We start from the raw sequence: 15,813 nt of genomic DNA on the forward strand, positions 1-15,813 counted from the left end.
GCAAAGCCGTTCCGATCCTGACGCCCGTTGCCGTGCGGCGGGCGCCTTCTACATCGAGCGACGATCGAGCATGGCGCGGGCGATGGTGCCGGCGTCGACATACTCGAGTTCGCCGCCCACCGGCACGCCGCGCGCGAGGCGCGTGACGGCGAGGCCGCGCGCCTTGAGCGTCTGCCCGAGATAATGCGCGGTCGCCTCGCCTTCGTTGGTGAAATTGGTGGCGAGCACGACTTCCTTGACGACGCCATCCGACGCGCGTCTGACCAGCCGGTCGAAATGAATCTCCTTCGGACCGATGCCGTCGAGCGGACTCAGGCGCCCCATCAAGACGAAATAGAGGCCGCGATAGGTCATGGTCTGCTCGAGCATGATCTGGTCGGCGGGCGTCTCGACGACGCACAGCAAGGTGGGATCGCGCTCTTCATCGAGGCAGACCTCGCAGATCTGCGCTTCGGTAAAGGTGTTGCACTTCTCGCAGTGCTGCAGATGCTCGGTGGCGAACAGCAGCGAGCGGCCGAGTTTTTCGGCGCCGTCACGGTCGTGCTGCATCAGGTGGTACGCCATGCGTTGCGCGGACTTCGGCCCGACACCGGGCAGCGCGCGCAGCGCTTCGACGAGCGCCGACAAGGCGGAAGGTTGTTTCATGCGGATCGGCGTCGAAGTGGGTAGTGCCCGGCTGTCCGGGTGGCGATGCGGTTGATTCGATCGGTTTACATCATTCCGGCGACGGCCCGGTTAAGCGCGCGCGATGCGCACTTCAGCCGAGCCACGGCCGGTCGGGTCCAGCCGGAACACGCGCGCAGCGAGTGCCGCACAGACGGCACGTGCAGCGTGCGCAATTCGCGCGTTCCGTTCACGCCGCGGCGACAGCAGCTACGGCGCGTGACCCGCCACCTTGCGGCGGCCTGGTTCAGAACGGCAGCTTGAAGCCCGGCGGCAGCGGCAGGCCCGAGGTCATGCCGCCCATCTTTTCCTGGGCGGTGGCTTCGGCCTTGCGCACGGCGTCGTTGAACGCAGCGGCGACGAGGTCTTCCAGCATGTCCTTGTCGTCGGCGAGCAGGCTCGGGTCGATCGATACGCGGCGCACGTCGTTCTTGCAGGTCATCGTCACCTTCACGAGACCGGCGCCCGACTGCCCCTCGACTTCGATCAGCGCGAGTTGCTCCTGCATCTTCTTCATGTTTTCCTGCATCTGCTGGGCTTGCTTCATCAGCCCGGCGAGTTGGCCTTTCATCATGGACATGCTCCTTCTTGATAGCGTGAAATTCGGAAATCGGGCGCGCTATGGTGCATCGCGCGGCGAATCAGTGGACCGACGGCGCGCCGTTCGAACCGGCGTCCGGAGTAATCGGGCGGATCGAGCCCGGCACGATGCTCGCGCCGAACTCGCGAATCAGCGACTGCACGAACGGATCGGCGCCGATCTCGCGCTCGGCCTCCTGCTGACGCTGCGCGCGCAGGGCGGCGTCGTGCGCGGCGGCCGTGCGGCGCGCCGGACCGACTTCGACCAGCACCTCGACAGTCTGGCCGAGCTTGTCGGCGAGCGCCGTTTTCAGTTTAGCGACCCGCGAGGTTTCCGCGTACTGCGGAACAGGCACGTTCAATTTGAGCGTGTTGCCTTCGAGCGCCATCAGTTCGCTGTTGAATGCGAGCTGATATGAAATGCCCTTGAGCGGCAGGTCGACGGCGAGCGCCGGCCAGTCGCCTTTGAAACCCAGCGGATCGAGCGGCACGGCGGGCGGCAGCGGACGTTGATCGACCACCGGCGCGGGTGTGGCCGCTGGCGTCGCGCTTACGCGGACATCGTCAGGGCCGCTGTCGAACACGGGCATGTAGCTGTCGTCCGGCAGGCCGTAGTAGCCTTCGTCCGCGGCGGTGAGCGGCATGTATTCGTCGGGCGGCATGTCGTCCCACGGGGGCACCGACGAGCCGCTTTGCTCGGCGCCGTTACGCTGCGCGGGCGCTGACTGCGCTGCCCCTGCGGCGCGAGCGGCCGGCGCTGCTGGCGCGGCATCCTGCTGCGGCGCGCGGCGCGCGGCGCCCGGCGTCGGCACGGGAACAACGACGCGCGGCGCGGCCGGCTTCGGCGTAGCCGGCGCGGCGGGCTTCGCGGCCGCTGCCGCGGTTGCGCGGCCACGGTCCGAGGACACTTTCAAACCGGCGCTGCGCAAGACGTCGAGTGCGGCGCTCGCGCCGCCTGCGCGACGCGGCGCGCTATCGGCTGCGGGTGACGGCTCTTGAGACGGTACTGCTGCGGCCTGCTCGGTGCGTGCGAGCGCGGCGGCTGCGGGTGCGCTTAGCGAAGACGCGGGCGCTGAGTCGTCGAGGGATGCGGCTGCGGGGGCTTCAGTTGTGGCCGAGCCATCAACGCCAGCGGTTACGGAAGCTTCGTTCGCTGCCGAGTCGGCGGGCGCGTCATCCCACGGCGCCAAGGCGGCGGCCGCAGGGGTTGCAGACGACACTGGCGACGCAGGTGTCGCGGCGGCATCGTCCACCGCCTGCAACGGCGCTGAATTCACCTCATGAACAACCGGCGCCGACTCGGCGGTGATTGCCGGCTGCGCATCAAGCGATTGCTCTGCTGCCATGCCTTGAGCAGAATCCGGCGGCGTAGCTTGAATGCTGTTATCAGCAGGCCGTACTTCAATCGAGCTATTGGTTTGCTGCGCAGGCTGAACCGATGCGTCAGCCGCAGCGCCCTTACCTACTGCCGCAGCATTGCCAGTCTGCGTCTCGCGGACCGGCGCAGTGGCGTCCACGCTCGCTCCACGCGAACTCCCCAACACAGCGCTCGCACCCGCGATCGCTGGCGCTCCCGACGCGCCCTGGTGCGCGGCCACAGCCGGCGCACCCGCGCGTTTCGCCCCACTCGCCCCCGCCTGGCCAGGCGCACGGCCCGAACCCACTGCGCCACCACCGCCCGTCGGCGCCGGTTCGAACGCGAGCATGCGCAGCAGCGTCATGGTGAAGCCGGCGTATCCGTCCGGCGCGAGACCCAGTTCGCTTCGGCCGATCGTCGCGATCTGATAGAACAATTGCACCTGCTCGGCGCTCAGCGCTTCAGCGAACCGCCGCAGGTCGGCCGCCTCGGGCCACTCGTCCAGCACCGACGACGGCGCAAATTGCGCCCACGCGATCCGATGCAGCAAACTCGCCAGATCCTGCAGCGCCGTCGAAAACGACAGGCTGCGCAACGCCATCTCGTCGGCAACCGACAGCACCGCGACGCCGTCGCCGTCCGCGAGCGCGTCGAGCAGACGAATCAGGTAGCTCTGGTCGAGCGCGCCGAGCATGCCGCGCACGGCTTCTTCATTGACCTGATTGGCCGAATAGGCGATTGCCTGATCGGTCAGCGAGAGCGCGTCGCGCATCGAACCGTCGGCCGCGCGCGCGAGCAGGCGCAGCGCCTGGGCGTCGTACGGCACCTTCTCTTCGCCGAGAATGTGCTCGAGATGCGAGACGATATGGCCGGCCGGCATCTGCTTCAGATTGAACTGCAGACAGCGCGACAGCACCGTAACCGGAATCTTTTGCGGATCCGTAGTCGCGAGAATGAACTTGACGTGCGAAGGCGGCTCTTCCAGCGTCTTCAACATGGCGTTGAAGGCGTGGTTGGTCAGCATGTGCACTTCGTCGATCATGTAGACCTTGAAGCGCGCATCCACCGGCGCGTAGACGGCGCGCTCCAGCAGCGCCGCCATTTCGTCGACGCCGCGATTACTCGCCGCGTCCATCTCCACATAGTCGATGAAGCGCCCTTCGTCGATCTCGCGGCACGCGCGGCACACGCCGCACGGCGTGGAGGTCACACCGGTTTCACAATTCAGCGCCTTGGCGAAGATGCGCGACAGCGTGGTTTTGCCGACGCCGCGTGTGCCGGTAAACAGATAGGCATGGTGCAGACGGCCGCCGTCGAGCGCGTGCGTGAGCGCGCGCACCACGTGCTCCTGTCCGACGAGCGAAGCGAAATCCTTCGGCCGCCATTTGCGTGCGAGAACTTGATAGGTCATCCGGAAATTGTATCAGTAACGATGCCGCGCAAAACCGATTCGCGACGGCGCGCGAACGCTTCGCGCCACTTCATTGAAACTGCCTAACGGACCGATAGAAAAAAATAGATAAGGCGCGCGAAAACACGATAAGGCACGGTTGCATGCCGCTGCACTCAGGGTAAAACAGGAGATGGAAAGCGTTCGCGGAAGAACCCGCGGAGAACAACTAGAGAAAACAGAAAAAGGAAGGTGACGAGCCCGACCCTCGGCACTGGTGGAAAACGGCTGTGGCTGCTTCGTTCCCGACCTGACCAGGTTGACCATCCCTCCATGCGAGGAGGCCCGTCACGAAACATTCTATCACCGCTTGGGCCGTCGTGCGACTGTTAATACGAGCAAAGCGTCAACGGCGCGCCGAATCGCGCCCTTTACACCATATAGACGAATGCCGCGACCAACCCGTGCGGATGCCACTTGAGTTTGGCTGCGGAGCCTCCAGATAGGCTGCGTCATGGTTGATGAAACACGGTGGCACTTCATCGGCAGCCGTTGGCCCCACTGCCCCTGATGGGTACTATCGCCCCCGGCAACGCATAGCGAATTAAGCTAAACTGCCGTACGGATGACCCGCAAGCGCGAGCTCTCCGCATATTCCGAAACGGGCTTTCACCTTTTCCGGCGTGTGTCGAAAGGCTCCGATTGCGGCAAAGCGAACGGAAGTTTCCTTAGGTTTTGACGTATCGTGGCGAGCAATTCAGGCGGGCCTCGAACCGATAGAGGTATTCATACAATGAGCGAACAAATCAAGCATATTAGCGACGCATCGTTCGAACAGGACGTCGTTAAATCCGATAAACCCGTGCTGCTCGATTTCTGGGCTGAATGGTGCGGTCCGTGCAAGATGATCGCGCCGATCCTCGACGAAGTCGCGAAGGATTACGCCGATCGCCTGCAAATCGCCAAGATCAACGTCGACGAACATCAATCGACGCCGGTCAAGTTCGGCGTGCGCGGCATCCCCACGCTGATCCTGTTCAAGAACGGCGCTGTCGCCGCGCAGAAAGTCGGCGCGTTGTCGAAGTCGCAACTCACCGCGTTCCTCGACGGCAACCTGTAATAGCGGTCGCAACGGCGCGCTCCGAGCCTTCCGGGGCCCGCGGGCGCGTTGTGTTGAGCGTGTTGTCAGCCGGCAACACGCTCAACAAGAAAGATGCCATGCCGTCGCACTGACGGAAACTGGCGTGTGCTATGCTAGAATCCGCAAAACGTCGAAAAGACGTGTAAGTCCTTGAGCGGTTCCGCTCACTCTCCTCCCAGATTTCATTTCGTCGCACCTTCTCCTGCGGGTTCTCCGTATGCATTTATCCGAGCTTAAGACTCTGCACGTGTCCGAATTGATCGAGATGGCCAATGGCCTCGAGATCGAAAGTGCGAACCGCCTGCGCAAGCAGGAATTGATGTTTGCCATTCTAAAAAAACGAGCCAAAACGGGCGACACGATCTTCGGCGACGGCACGCTTGAAGTGCTGCCGGACGGCTTCGGCTTCCTGCGCTCGCCGGAAACCTCGTACCTCGCCAGCACGGATGATATTTACATCAGCCCGTCGCAAATCCGCCGCTTCAACCTGCATACGGGCGACACGATCGAAGGCGAAGTGCGCACGCCCAAAGACGGCGAACGCTATTTCGCGCTGGTGAAGGTGGACAAGGTCAACGGCCAGCCGCCGGAAGCCTCGAAGCACAAGATCATGTTCGAAAACCTGACGCCGCTGCACCCGAACAAGGTGCTGCTGCTCGAACGTGAAATGCGTGGCGAAGAAAACGTCACGGGCCGCATCATCGACATGATCGCGCCGATCGGCAAAGGGCAACGCGGCCTGCTGGTGGCGTCGCCGAAGTCCGGCAAGACCGTGATGCTTCAGCACATCGCTCACGCGATCAAGCAGAACCATCCGGATGTCGTGCTGTTCGTGCTGCTGATCGACGAACGCCCGGAAGAAGTGACCGAAATGCAGCGTTCGGTGGCGGGCGAAGTGATCGCCTCCACGTTCGACGAACCGGCCGCGCGTCACGTGCAAGTCGCCGAAATGGTGATCGAAAAAGCCAAGCGCCTCGTCGAAATGAAGAACGACGTGGTGATTCTGCTCGACTCGATCACGCGTCTCGCGCGTGCGTACAACACCGTCGTGCCGGCCTCGGGCAAGGTGCTGACGGGTGGTGTCGACGCCAACGCGCTGCAACGTCCGAAGCGCTTCTTCGGCGCGGCGCGCAATATCGAGGAAGGCGGCTCGCTGACTATCATCGGCACGGCGCTGATCGAAACCGGCAGCCGCATGGACGACGTGATCTACGAAGAATTCAAGGGCACCGGCAACATGGAAGTGCACCTCGAGCGCCGTCTTGCTGAAAAGCGCGTCTACCCGTCGATCAACCTGAACAAGTCAGGCACGCGCCGCGAAGAACTGCTGATCAAGCCCGAAGTGCTGCAAAAGATCTGGGTGCTGCGCAAGTTCATTCACGACATGGACGAAGTCGAGTCGATGGAATTCCTGCTCGACAAGATCCGTCAGACGAAGAGCAACTCCGAGTTCTTCGACATGATGCGTCGTGGCGGTGGCAGCTAAGGCCTTGGGCCGATATTGCCGCACTAGCCGTTTCATCCGCATCGCATAGAAAAGCCGCTCGTCGCAAACGAGCGGTTTTTTTTCGTCCGCCTTTTTGTCGTCTCCGCGTCGCGCGCAAACCATGTCAGCTTCCCAACGTCGACGTCGTCTAGCGCAGCAACATGTACGTGAACGTACACGTTGAAGTACAATGCAACCAATCCGTCATATCTGTCACACGCCTATGTCCAAGGACTCACCCACTCTGCTGACGGTACGCGACGCCGCCGAACGTCTCGGCGTCACCGCGCGCACCCTGAAGTACTACGAGGAACGCGGCCTCGTTTCGCCCATGCGCAGCGAAGGCCGCTACCGGCTTTACGACGAGGATGATCTGAAGCGCTTCGGCCGCATTCTGCGTTTGCGCTCGCTCGGCTTCTCGCTGCACAGCGTCACCGAAATGCTCAAGCGTCCGCTGGAGGCCGTCGACGGCGGCCACCGCTACTCGACCGAATCGCTGCAGCAGATTCACGACGCCATCGAGCAACAGGTCGCAGCACTCGACGCGCGCATCGAAAGCATGCGCCGCGAACTGAAGGAAGCGCAGAAGCTGCGCGCCGAACTGAGCCCCGACCTCGACTATCTCAAGCGGCGCCTCGCTGGCGAGAACGCAGAGGCGCTGCTCGAACAGCGCCGCAGCGCGCGCGCCAAAGCGGGCAATGCGCCACCCGCAAAGCAGGCAAAAGAATCTGACGACCCCACGCCGGGCGAATCTTCATGAGCACGACGTCATCCCGCGTACGGTTGTTCAGCGTCGAAAAACTGCGCGGCGATTTCTTCCCCTGGGTGCTGGCCGTCGTCACCGGCCTCGATTATTTCGACAACTCGATCTTCTCGTTTTTCACCAGCTATATCGCCGGCGGCATCAACGCGTCGCCCGATGAACTAGTGTGGGCGTCGAGCGCCTATGCAGTCGCGGCGGTGCTCGGCATCCTGCAGCAGCAATGGTGGGTCGAACGCTTCGGTTACCGGCGCTACGTGGCCGGCTGCATGCTGCTCTATGCTGCCGGCGCGGTGGCCGCGGCGATGTGCGAATCGTCGATCGAACTGGCATTCGCGCGTGGCTTCCAGGGCTATTTCATCGGCCCGATGATGGGCACCTGCCGCATCCTGATTCAGATGAGTTTCAAACCGCAGCAGCGGCCCGCGGCCACCCGTGCGTTTCTCGTGCTGATCGTCCTGAGCAGCGCGCTCGCGCCGCTGATCGGCGGCCAACTGGTCGGGCATTTCGACTGGCGCGCGCTGTTCGCGTGCACGGCGCCCGTGGGCGTGCTGTTCGCCGTGCTGGCCTTGCTCGCGCTGCCCGACTCCGGCAACCGCCTGCCAGAGGAACGGGGCGCCGCCCATTTCTGGCCGTACATTATCTTCGCGTTCGCACAAGGCGCGCTGCAAATCGTGATGCAGCAGGTGCGCTTCCAGTTGTTCAGCGCGTCGCCCGGACTGATTCTGCTGAGCGTCGCCGGGATCGTCGCGCTAGGCTGGTTCGCCTATCACCAGTGGCATCATCCCGCGCCGCTCGTGCGCCTCAATGCGTTGCGAGAGAAGGTCTTCCAGGTCGGGCTCGTGCTCTACATGTTCTACTACTACATCTCGACCGTGTTCAGCTATCTGATCTCGCGCTTTCTCGAGAGTGGACTCGGCTATCCGGTCGAAAACACCGGGCAACTGGTCGGCGTGACGTCGCTGATTTCGGCGAGTGCCCTGTTCGTCTATTTCCGTTATGCGAAGCTGCTGCCGCGCAAGAAGTGGATCATCGTGCCCGGCTTCGCGGTGGCCGCGTTCGCGGCGGCGTGGATGACGCGCATGTCGCCCGGCGTCGGCGAAGCGGCGTTGCTGCTGCCGCTGCTGTTGCGCGGCCTGTTGTTGCTGTTCATCGTGCTGCCGGTCGCCAATCTGACATTCAGAATTTTCGCCATCGAAGAATTCACGCACGGCTACCGGCTGAAAAACATCGTGCGGCAACTGACCATGTCGTTCGCGACGGCCTCCGTGATCATCGTCGAGCAGCATCGGCAGGCGCTGCACGAAACTCGCCTCGCGGAGTTCGTGAATCCGTACAATCCTCTGTTCCAGAACTCGCTCGCCGCGCTGACGAATGGCTTTGCCGTCGCCGGCCGCTCGCCGTCCGAGGCGCACTCGCTGGCGATCGTGGAAATCAGCCGCACGGTCGCGCAACAGGCCAGTTTTCTGGCCTCGCTGGACGGCTTCTACTTCCTGATCGGCGTGGCGATATGCGGCGGCCTATTTGCCGCGTGGCAAAAACAGATCGACTAAAGGTTGCTTCAGGCCATGCTCTCGAAACTGACTCAATGGTTCGGCACACGCCGGCGCGAGCGCGCGCTGCGCGACTACGCGATCGACGATTCGCTCTGGCAGGCCACGCTCGACGGCCTGCCGTTCCTCGCGCATCTCGATGCGCCGGAGCTCGTGCGCTTGCGCGAACTGACGAGCCTGTTCCTCGCGCAGAAGGAATTTTCGACCGCGCACGAGCTTGAGCTGACCGACGCGATGACCGTGGCGATCGCGGCACAAGCGTGTCTGCCGGTGCTGAACCTGAGCCTCGATCTGTATCGCGGCTGGGTCGGCGTGATCGTCTATCCGGGCGAGTTCGTGATCCGCAAAACCGTCGAGGACGAAGACGGCGTGGTGCACGAAGTCGAACAGGACGCGAGCGGCGAAGCATGGGAAGGCGGACCCGTGGTGCTGTCGTGGGAAGACGCGCAGATGACGGACGGCTCGGACGCCTATAACGTCGTGATTCACGAATTCGCGCACAAGATCGACATGCTGAACGGCGAGGCGGACGGCCACCCACCGCTCATTCGCCGCTGGCACGCGCCGCTCGATTCCCAAGCGTGGGCCGACGTGTTCGACCACGCTTACGACCACTTCTGCGCGAAAGTCGACGCGGTGCCCGAGCGCCGCTGGGCGCGCTTCGAGCGCGACTCGCTGATCGATCCGTACGCGGCAGACCACCCATCGGAATTTTTTGCCGTTTGCAGCGAGGCGCTGTTCGTCCAACCGCAGGCGTTCGAAGCCGAGTATCCGGAGCTTTACCGGTTGCTCGCACGCTATTACAGGCAGGATCCGGCGCGAGTCGGCATGACATTCACGTCCGGCTGACGCGCAACGCCCGCCAGGCAACGGCCGCCGCCCGGTGCGCACACGCGCCGCGACCCTGCAAAACAGCCGTGAAAACGGCATGCACCGTTAGCAAAAAGCCGGCGCAAAAGTCGTCAAGCGACTGATTTTCTGGCATAATCGCCGTTTTTCGACCATAGGCAAGTGGCTCGCGCCTAGATGCGGTCCGTTCAAATACGGTCGCACGCGGGTTGGCTACCGCCAGATTAAAGGAAAGACCATGAAAGAAGGCATTCACCCGGATTACCGCGAAGTTCTGTTCATCGACGTTTCGAACGACTTCAAGTTTGTGACGCGCTCGACCATCCAGACGCGTGAAACCGCCGAATTCAACGGCAAGACCTACCCGCTCGCCAAGATTGAAGTGTCGTCGGAATCGCATCCGTTCTACACCGGCCAGCAAAAGATCATGGACACGGCAGGCCGCGTCGAGAAGTTCCGCAACAAGTTCGGCTCGCGCGCTACCGGCAAGGCAGCAGCGAAGTAATACCTGGCTCGTCGCCGGCTCTGGCCGGCAGCGAAGCAGGAGCAAAAAGGGCAGCGCGAGCTGCCCTTTTTTGTCGCCTGGCTGATTCATCGCCAATGCCCGAGGGTCAAGCGCTCGCGCGCGGCGCAGCGCCGAACTCGTGTTACAGCTTTCCCAACGACGTTGCGAGCCGTTACCGGCCGTGACGCGCATCGCACGGCACGACTACAATGCCGGATGCTCCAAATTGGCCATTCCAGCCGGACATGCCGTCCGGTCCCGGCTGCACCGCTTATCCGATATCCACACACCGCATGAGACCTGTCGTTCGCCTCACTGCTTCAGCGACCAGTGCGTTGCCGCGCTGGCTGTTGCTGACCATCTGTATCGTCTACGCATCGTTCGGACTGTTCGGCCGCGATCCGTGGAAGAACGAGGATGCAGCCGGCTTCGGCGTCATGTGGACCATGGCGAACGGCGGCGCGCACGACTGGCTGCTGCCGAATCTGGTCGGCAAATACCTCACTGAAGACGGTCCGCTCGGCTACTGGTTCGGCGCCAGCGCGATCCGCCTGCTCGCGCCATGGGTCGATGCGAGCAATGCCTCGCGTGTCTTCACCGGCCTGATGTTCTGCGCGGGCTGCGCGTTCGTCTGGTATGCCGCTTACCTGCTCGGCCGCCGCGCCGAAGTCCAGCCGTTCAAGTACGCGTTCGGCGGCGAGCCGGAACCACGCGACTACGGCCGCACGCTCGCCGACGGCGCGCTGTTGATCCTGCTCGCCTGTTTCGGCCTCGCCGAGCGCGGCCACGAGACCACGCCGCAGCTCGCGCAGTTCTTCGGCATCGCGATGCTCGTGTACGGGCTCGTGCGCATGATCGACAAGCCGATTCAGGGCGCGCTGATCTGGGGACTCGCCATCGCCCTGGTCACCCTGGCCAGCAGCCCGGTGCTGGTCGGCGCACTGCTGCTCGGCACGTTGGCGATGACCCTGATCGTGCGCGAGACGCGCTCGCGGTGGCTCCTGCTGGCGGGTCTGCCGGTGGCGCTCGTGCTGTCCGTGGCGTGGCCGATCGCCGCGCTCGCCGCCTTCCCCAACGACGCCGTCTGGTACCTCAATCAGTGGGTGCACGTCAGCTTGAGTTCGTTCGCCGGGCCGCCCGGCTCGGTCGCCGGCTATGCGCTGAAAAACCTGCCGCTCTTCACCTGGCCGGCGTGGCCGCTGGCACTCTGGGCATGGTTCAGCTGGTCGGGCCTGCGGCGCGCGCCACACGTGGCCATTCCGCTTTCAGTAATCGGGCCGCTGTTCGTGCTGGTCGTGTTGCAAAGCCATCAGTCGAACCGGCTTTACATGCTGCTGCTGCCGCCGCTCGCGGTGCTGGCCGCTTTCGCACTGCCCACGCTCAAGCGCGGCGCGATCAACGCGATCGACTGGTTCGCGCTCCTGAGCTTCACGATTCTCGGCAGCTTCGTCTGGCTGGTCTATATCGCGGGGCTGACCGGCTTCCCGCATCCGCTCGCGCGCAACCTCGCGCGTCTCGCGCCGGGCTTCGCGCCGCAGTTCAAGATCCTGTCGTTCGTGTGCGCGGTCGCCGTGACGATCTGCTGGTTCGTGCTGGTGCGGTGGCGTCTCGCGCGCCATCCGAAAGTCTTGTGGCGCAGCGTGGTGCTTTCGAGCGCCGGCACCACCTTGATGTGGGTGCTGCTCATGACGCTATGGCTGCCGGTCGTCAACTACAGCCGGACCTATAAGGACGTCGCTGAACAGATATCCGCCCATCTGCCGGACGACTACACCTGCATTTCACCGGTGCGCCTCGGCAATGCGCAGATCGCGACCTTCGCCTATTTCGGCGACATGCACTTCTCCTTCGACCAGGACTGCGATGTGATCCTGCGTCAGGACACGCAGGATTACGGCGAACCGAGCGCAATGTCCGACTTCGTCTGGAAGCTGGTGTGGGAAGGCCGCCGCGTGGCCGACCGTGACGAACGCTTCCGTCTGTACGTGCGCATCGACCGTCCGAAGCCGCCAGTCGTCAAACGCCGCAACTGGCACAAGAAGTCCGACTGAGCATGCTCGCCGACGTACGGAAAATCGCCGGCCTCGCGTGGCCGGTGTTGATCGGCCAACTGGCGATCATCGCGTTTGGCGTGATCGATACGGCGATGGTCGGCCGCTACTCGGCAGTCGACCTGGCCGCGCTCGGCCTCGGCTCGTCGATCTATATCTCCGTGTATATCGGCCTGACCGGCATTCTGACCGCGCTGCAACCGATTACCGCGCAACTCTACGGCGCGCGCCGCTATGCCGAGATCGGCGAGGAAGTTCGCCAGGCCTTGTGGCTCGCGGCGGCGCTGACCGTGATCGGCTTCCTGATTCTGTTTTTTCCGGGCCCCGTGCTGCAGCTGGCGCGCGTGCCCGAGGCGCTGCACGAGCGCACTGTCGCGTATCTGCGGATTCTGGCCTTCGGCTTGCCGGCCGGCCTCGCTTTTCGCGTCTACAGTTCGATCACCAATGCGGTCGGCAAGCCGCGGCTTGTGATGATCCTGCAGATCGGCGCGCTGCTGCTGAAGGTGCCGCTCAATACGTGGTTCGTCTTCGGCGGGTTCGGCGTGCCGGCGCTCGGTGGGCCGGGCTGCGCGCTCGCCAGCACCATGATCAACTGGGCGCTGGCCGCACTCGGCATGCTGCTGCTGACGCGCGTCGACGTATTCACGCCGTTCGCGATCTTCGCGCAGTTCTGCTGGCCGGTCTGGCGACGCCAGGCGGCGCAATTGCGGCTGGGCATTCCGATGGGCCTGTCGTATCTGATCGAAGTGACCTCCTACACGTTCATGGCGCTCTTCATTGCGCGCTTCGGCACGACGACGCTGGCCGGCCACCAGATCGCCGGCAATATCGGCGCGGTGCTGTACATGACGCCGCTGTCGATCGGCATCGCTTCGTCGACGCTGGTCGCGCAGGCGCTCGGCGCGCATCGTCCGGAAGCGGCGCGCACGCTGTCGCGTCACGGCATCATGATGGCCATGGCGATCGCCTGCTGTTACGGCGCGATCGTGCTGGTGCTGCGGCCCTACATCATCGAAGGCTATACGCCGAATGCGCAGGTCGTGGCGGCGGCGTTGCCGCTGGTGTTGATCGTCGTGTGCTACCACCTGTTCGATGCATTGCAGATCACCACCGCGTTCGTGCTGCGCGCCTACAAGGTGGCGGTCGTGCCGACCGTGATCTACGCGGTGGCGCTGTGGGGCGTCGGGCTCGGCGGCGGCTATGTGCTCGGCTTCAACGTGACCGGCGTCACGCCGGAATGGCTGACCGGCGCGCGCGGTTTCTGGGTGGCGAATACCGCGAGTCTCGCGATTGCGGGCATCGGCTTGCTGATGTATTGGCGTGTGGTGAGCAAGCGGCATTCGCATGCCGAGGCGGCGCTTCGGGCGGATTCGGCGACTTGACGGGGTTGTCTGTCGTAGGCTGCAGAATGGCCGGGCTTTCTTCCTGATAAGCCGCTGTTTGGTTCCTGCCCACATACGCTCTGTCGTAGTGGCTGCCAATAATAGACCGTTAGTTGCGTTGCAGGCTCAATAAAAAGCGGCTGATCCAAGCAGCCGCTCGCCCTACCCTTGCTGTCGCCCTTGCCTCGCGGATCTCAACCCGCGTGGGTTTCCTTCTCCCGCACCTGCGCGGCGCTCGCCGATTGCGCGTCATTCAATGCCTGATCATGGCGCTCGAAAATCTCGCGTGCGGCAAACAGCGCATTCAGCGCCGCCGGAAATCCCGCATAAAGCGCCATCTGCATGAACACCTCGACGATTTCCTCGCGCGTGCAGCCGACGTTCAACGCCGCCTCGATATGCACCTTCAGCTGCGGCTGCGCGCAGCCGAGCGTGGCCAACGAGGCAATCGTGGCGATTTCACGCGCGCGCAGATCGAGTTGCGGCCGGCTGTAAATGTCGCCGAAGCCGAATTCGATCAGCAGACGGCCAAAATCCGGCGCGATCGGCGCGAGCGCGGCGATCACCTGCTCGCCGGCCGAGCCGTCGATCTGCTTCAGTTTGTCCCAGCCTCGGGTGTAGCGGTCGTTGTGTGCGTGGTCCATGGTGAGTCCTCTTCCGAATGTGAATGCGCCTGGGTTTCGTCGGTCTGTCGTGTCGAATGATCGGCGGCCGGTGCGCGCCCGGCCGCTTCGTAGTACGCGATCTTGTCGACGATCGCGCCGAGGTTGATCTGCAACTCGGCGATTCGCGCCAAAACCGCATCCCGATGCGCCACCAGCATGTCGCGGCGCGCGCCCACCGTCGTCTGACCTTGCGCGCGCAACGCCGCGAACGCCTGCATGCCGGCGATCGGCATACCGGTCGCCTTCAGGCGCATCACGAACTGCAGCCAGTCGAGATCGGCCGGCGAATACAGCCGATGCCCCGCCTGCGTGCGGCCGACGGCGCGAATCAGCCCGGCCTGTTCGTAGTAGCGCAGCGTATGCGTCGAAACGCCGATCGTTTCAGCGACCTGCCCGATGGTGAGTGCTTTCGAGATATTCGACATGACGGAACTCAGGTTAGGACTTCGAGTGCACTCTAAGTCAAGCGCGTCGTGCTGTCATTTGTCTCCACGGTCATTTTTTTATGGCGTGGGGGTTTGATCGATAAACTCATAAGAGCCTAATAACGAGGCAAAAGGTTTAAATCTTGTTCACACTGATTTACTTGTCATGAATCGATCGGTATAAATCGTCCGCGTTCGCAAATAAGGGCGCGCAATTTGTTCTATGCTTAAGCGCAGCGAATGCTGACAGGATGCGTCGTCCCGAGTCGTTTGAGTCGTCCCTTTGCGGCTCACTTTTTTGCCCTCAATGGAGTGCTTGCCATGCTGAAGAAGCTTTTAATGCTTTGCGTTGCTTTGGCTTTGTCGCTGTCGGCCGGATTTGCGGCGGCCGTCGAAGTGAACTCCGCCGATCAGGCGGCGCTCGAATCGGTTAAGGGTATTGGCCCGGTGCATGCGAAAGCGATCATCGACGAACGCACCAAGAATGGCCCGTTCAAAGACGCCGATGATCTCGCCACGCGCGTCAAGGGCATCGGAGCCAAATCGGTAACCAATCTCGAAGCGGCCGGTCTGACGATCAATGGCTCGTCCACGCCGCCGAGCGGCGCCAAGCCCGCTGCGAAGCCGAGCAGCACGGCCGGCACCAAGGCAGCGCCCGCGGCTACTGCGCCTACGGCGGCGCCAACCACGGCTGCGAACACGACGCCAGCCGCCCCGGCGGATGCTTCCGGCGCGAAGGCGTCGAAGTCGAAGAAGAAGAGCAAAGCTGCGGCGTCCGAGGCGGCAGCGGCTTCCGCGCCGGCTACTGCGGCAGCGGCGGCGCCGGCTGATGCCTCGGATACCAAAGCATCGAAGAAGAAAGCCAAGAAGAGCAAGGCCGCATCGGCTGCGGCGGCCTCGGGCGGTGCCTGACCGCACGAAACGAGGACCGGACAGAATGAAACGGAGTACGAAACAGGATTGTGCGCCGGCAGCGTAACGGCCCAGGTGATACGCGCGTGATCCCA

14 protein-coding genes and 1 other RNA gene are annotated in these 15,813 nt (G+C 63.4%); 9 read left to right on the top strand and 6 right to left on the bottom strand.

Annotated elements, in window-relative coordinates; translation table 11 throughout:
- Positions 1 to 48: 48 nt before the first annotated feature.
- The 4 genes from recR to ffs all read right to left on the bottom strand — a co-directional run bounded on the left by recR (position 49) and on the right by ffs (position 4,339).
- Positions 49 to 645, bottom strand: a complete 597-nt coding sequence (gene recR, locus P0D80_RS27615; protein ID WP_011488245.1) for a recombination mediator RecR — start codon at positions 643 to 645, stop codon at positions 49 to 51.
- A 265-nt stretch (positions 646 to 910) separates the two neighbouring features.
- On the bottom strand, positions 911 to 1,237 hold the full coding sequence (locus P0D80_RS27620; RefSeq protein ID WP_007182071.1) for a YbaB/EbfC family nucleoid-associated protein: 327 nt from the start codon (positions 1,235 to 1,237) through the stop codon (positions 911 to 913).
- Positions 1,238 to 1,304: 67 nt separating this feature from the next.
- The gene (gene dnaX, locus P0D80_RS27625) at positions 1,305 to 4,010 is read right to left on the bottom strand and encodes a DNA polymerase III subunit gamma/tau (protein WP_408288105.1); all 2,706 of its coding nucleotides are present in this window, start codon (positions 4,008 to 4,010) and stop codon (positions 1,305 to 1,307) included.
- 230 nt (positions 4,011 to 4,240) lie between these two features.
- An RNA gene (gene ffs / locus P0D80_RS27630) (signal recognition particle sRNA small type) lies at positions 4,241 to 4,339 on the bottom strand.
- 443 nt (positions 4,340 to 4,782) lie between these two features.
- Here ffs and trxA point away from each other — a divergent pair.
- The 8 genes from trxA to P0D80_RS27670 all read left to right on the top strand — a co-directional run bounded on the left by trxA (position 4,783) and on the right by P0D80_RS27670 (position 13,716).
- Positions 4,783 to 5,109 (top strand): thioredoxin TrxA, encoded by a 327-nt coding sequence (trxA, locus tag P0D80_RS27635; protein ID WP_006048864.1) that lies wholly within the window; start codon positions 4,783 to 4,785, stop codon positions 5,107 to 5,109.
- Positions 5,110 to 5,347: 238 nt separating this feature from the next.
- Positions 5,348 to 6,616, top strand: coding sequence for a transcription termination factor Rho (gene rho / locus P0D80_RS27640; RefSeq protein ID WP_006048863.1), 1,269 nt, complete (start codon positions 5,348 to 5,350; stop codon positions 6,614 to 6,616).
- 223 nt (positions 6,617 to 6,839) lie between these two features.
- Positions 6,840 to 7,376, top strand: coding sequence for a MerR family transcriptional regulator (locus tag P0D80_RS27645; protein ID WP_408288107.1), 537 nt, complete (start codon positions 6,840 to 6,842; stop codon positions 7,374 to 7,376).
- Positions 7,373 to 8,929 (top strand): MFS transporter, encoded by a 1,557-nt coding sequence (locus P0D80_RS27650; RefSeq protein ID WP_408288109.1) that lies wholly within the window; start codon positions 7,373 to 7,375, stop codon positions 8,927 to 8,929. Before P0D80_RS27645 ends, P0D80_RS27650 begins: the two co-directional genes overlap by 4 nt.
- 15 nt (positions 8,930 to 8,944) lie before the next feature.
- Complete coding sequence (locus P0D80_RS27655) at positions 8,945 to 9,778, top strand: M90 family metallopeptidase (RefSeq protein ID WP_408288112.1); 834 nt, start codon at positions 8,945 to 8,947, stop codon at positions 9,776 to 9,778.
- A gap of 238 nt (positions 9,779 to 10,016) precedes the next feature.
- Entirely contained in the window at positions 10,017 to 10,283 is a 267-nt protein-coding gene (locus tag P0D80_RS27660) for a type B 50S ribosomal protein L31 (protein WP_064269917.1), read from the top strand.
- 293 nt (positions 10,284 to 10,576) lie between these two features.
- Positions 10,577 to 12,334, top strand: coding sequence for an ArnT family glycosyltransferase (locus tag P0D80_RS27665; protein ID WP_408288115.1), 1,758 nt, complete (start codon positions 10,577 to 10,579; stop codon positions 12,332 to 12,334).
- A gap of 2 nt (positions 12,335 to 12,336) precedes the next feature.
- The gene (locus tag P0D80_RS27670; RefSeq protein ID WP_408288118.1) at positions 12,337 to 13,716 is read left to right on the top strand and encodes an MATE family efflux transporter; all 1,380 of its coding nucleotides are present in this window, start codon (positions 12,337 to 12,339) and stop codon (positions 13,714 to 13,716) included.
- 194 nt (positions 13,717 to 13,910) lie between these two features.
- On the opposite strand, the gene P0D80_RS27675 is transcribed toward P0D80_RS27670, so the two are convergent.
- Positions 13,911 to 14,360 carry a carboxymuconolactone decarboxylase family protein gene (locus P0D80_RS27675; RefSeq protein ID WP_408288123.1) on the bottom strand — a complete coding sequence of 150 codons (450 nt, stop codon included), beginning with the start codon at positions 14,358 to 14,360 and terminating at the stop codon, positions 13,911 to 13,913.
- A complete protein-coding gene (locus P0D80_RS27680) occupies positions 14,312 to 14,806 on the bottom strand; it encodes a MerR family transcriptional regulator (protein WP_408288127.1) in 495 nt (164 codons plus the stop codon). Before P0D80_RS27680 ends, P0D80_RS27675 begins: the two co-directional genes overlap by 49 nt.
- Positions 14,807 to 15,127: 321 nt before the next feature.
- On the opposite strand from P0D80_RS27680, the gene P0D80_RS27685 reads away from it, so the two are divergent.
- A complete protein-coding gene (locus tag P0D80_RS27685; RefSeq protein ID WP_408175581.1) occupies positions 15,128 to 15,718 on the top strand; it encodes a ComEA family DNA-binding protein in 591 nt (196 codons plus the stop codon).
- Positions 15,719 to 15,813 lie beyond the last annotated feature (95 nt).

The sequence above is a fragment of the Paraburkholderia sp. RL17-373-BIF-A genome (assembly GCF_046030175.1).
In the GTDB taxonomy this organism is placed as follows: Bacteria; Pseudomonadota; Gammaproteobacteria; order Burkholderiales; family Burkholderiaceae; genus Paraburkholderia.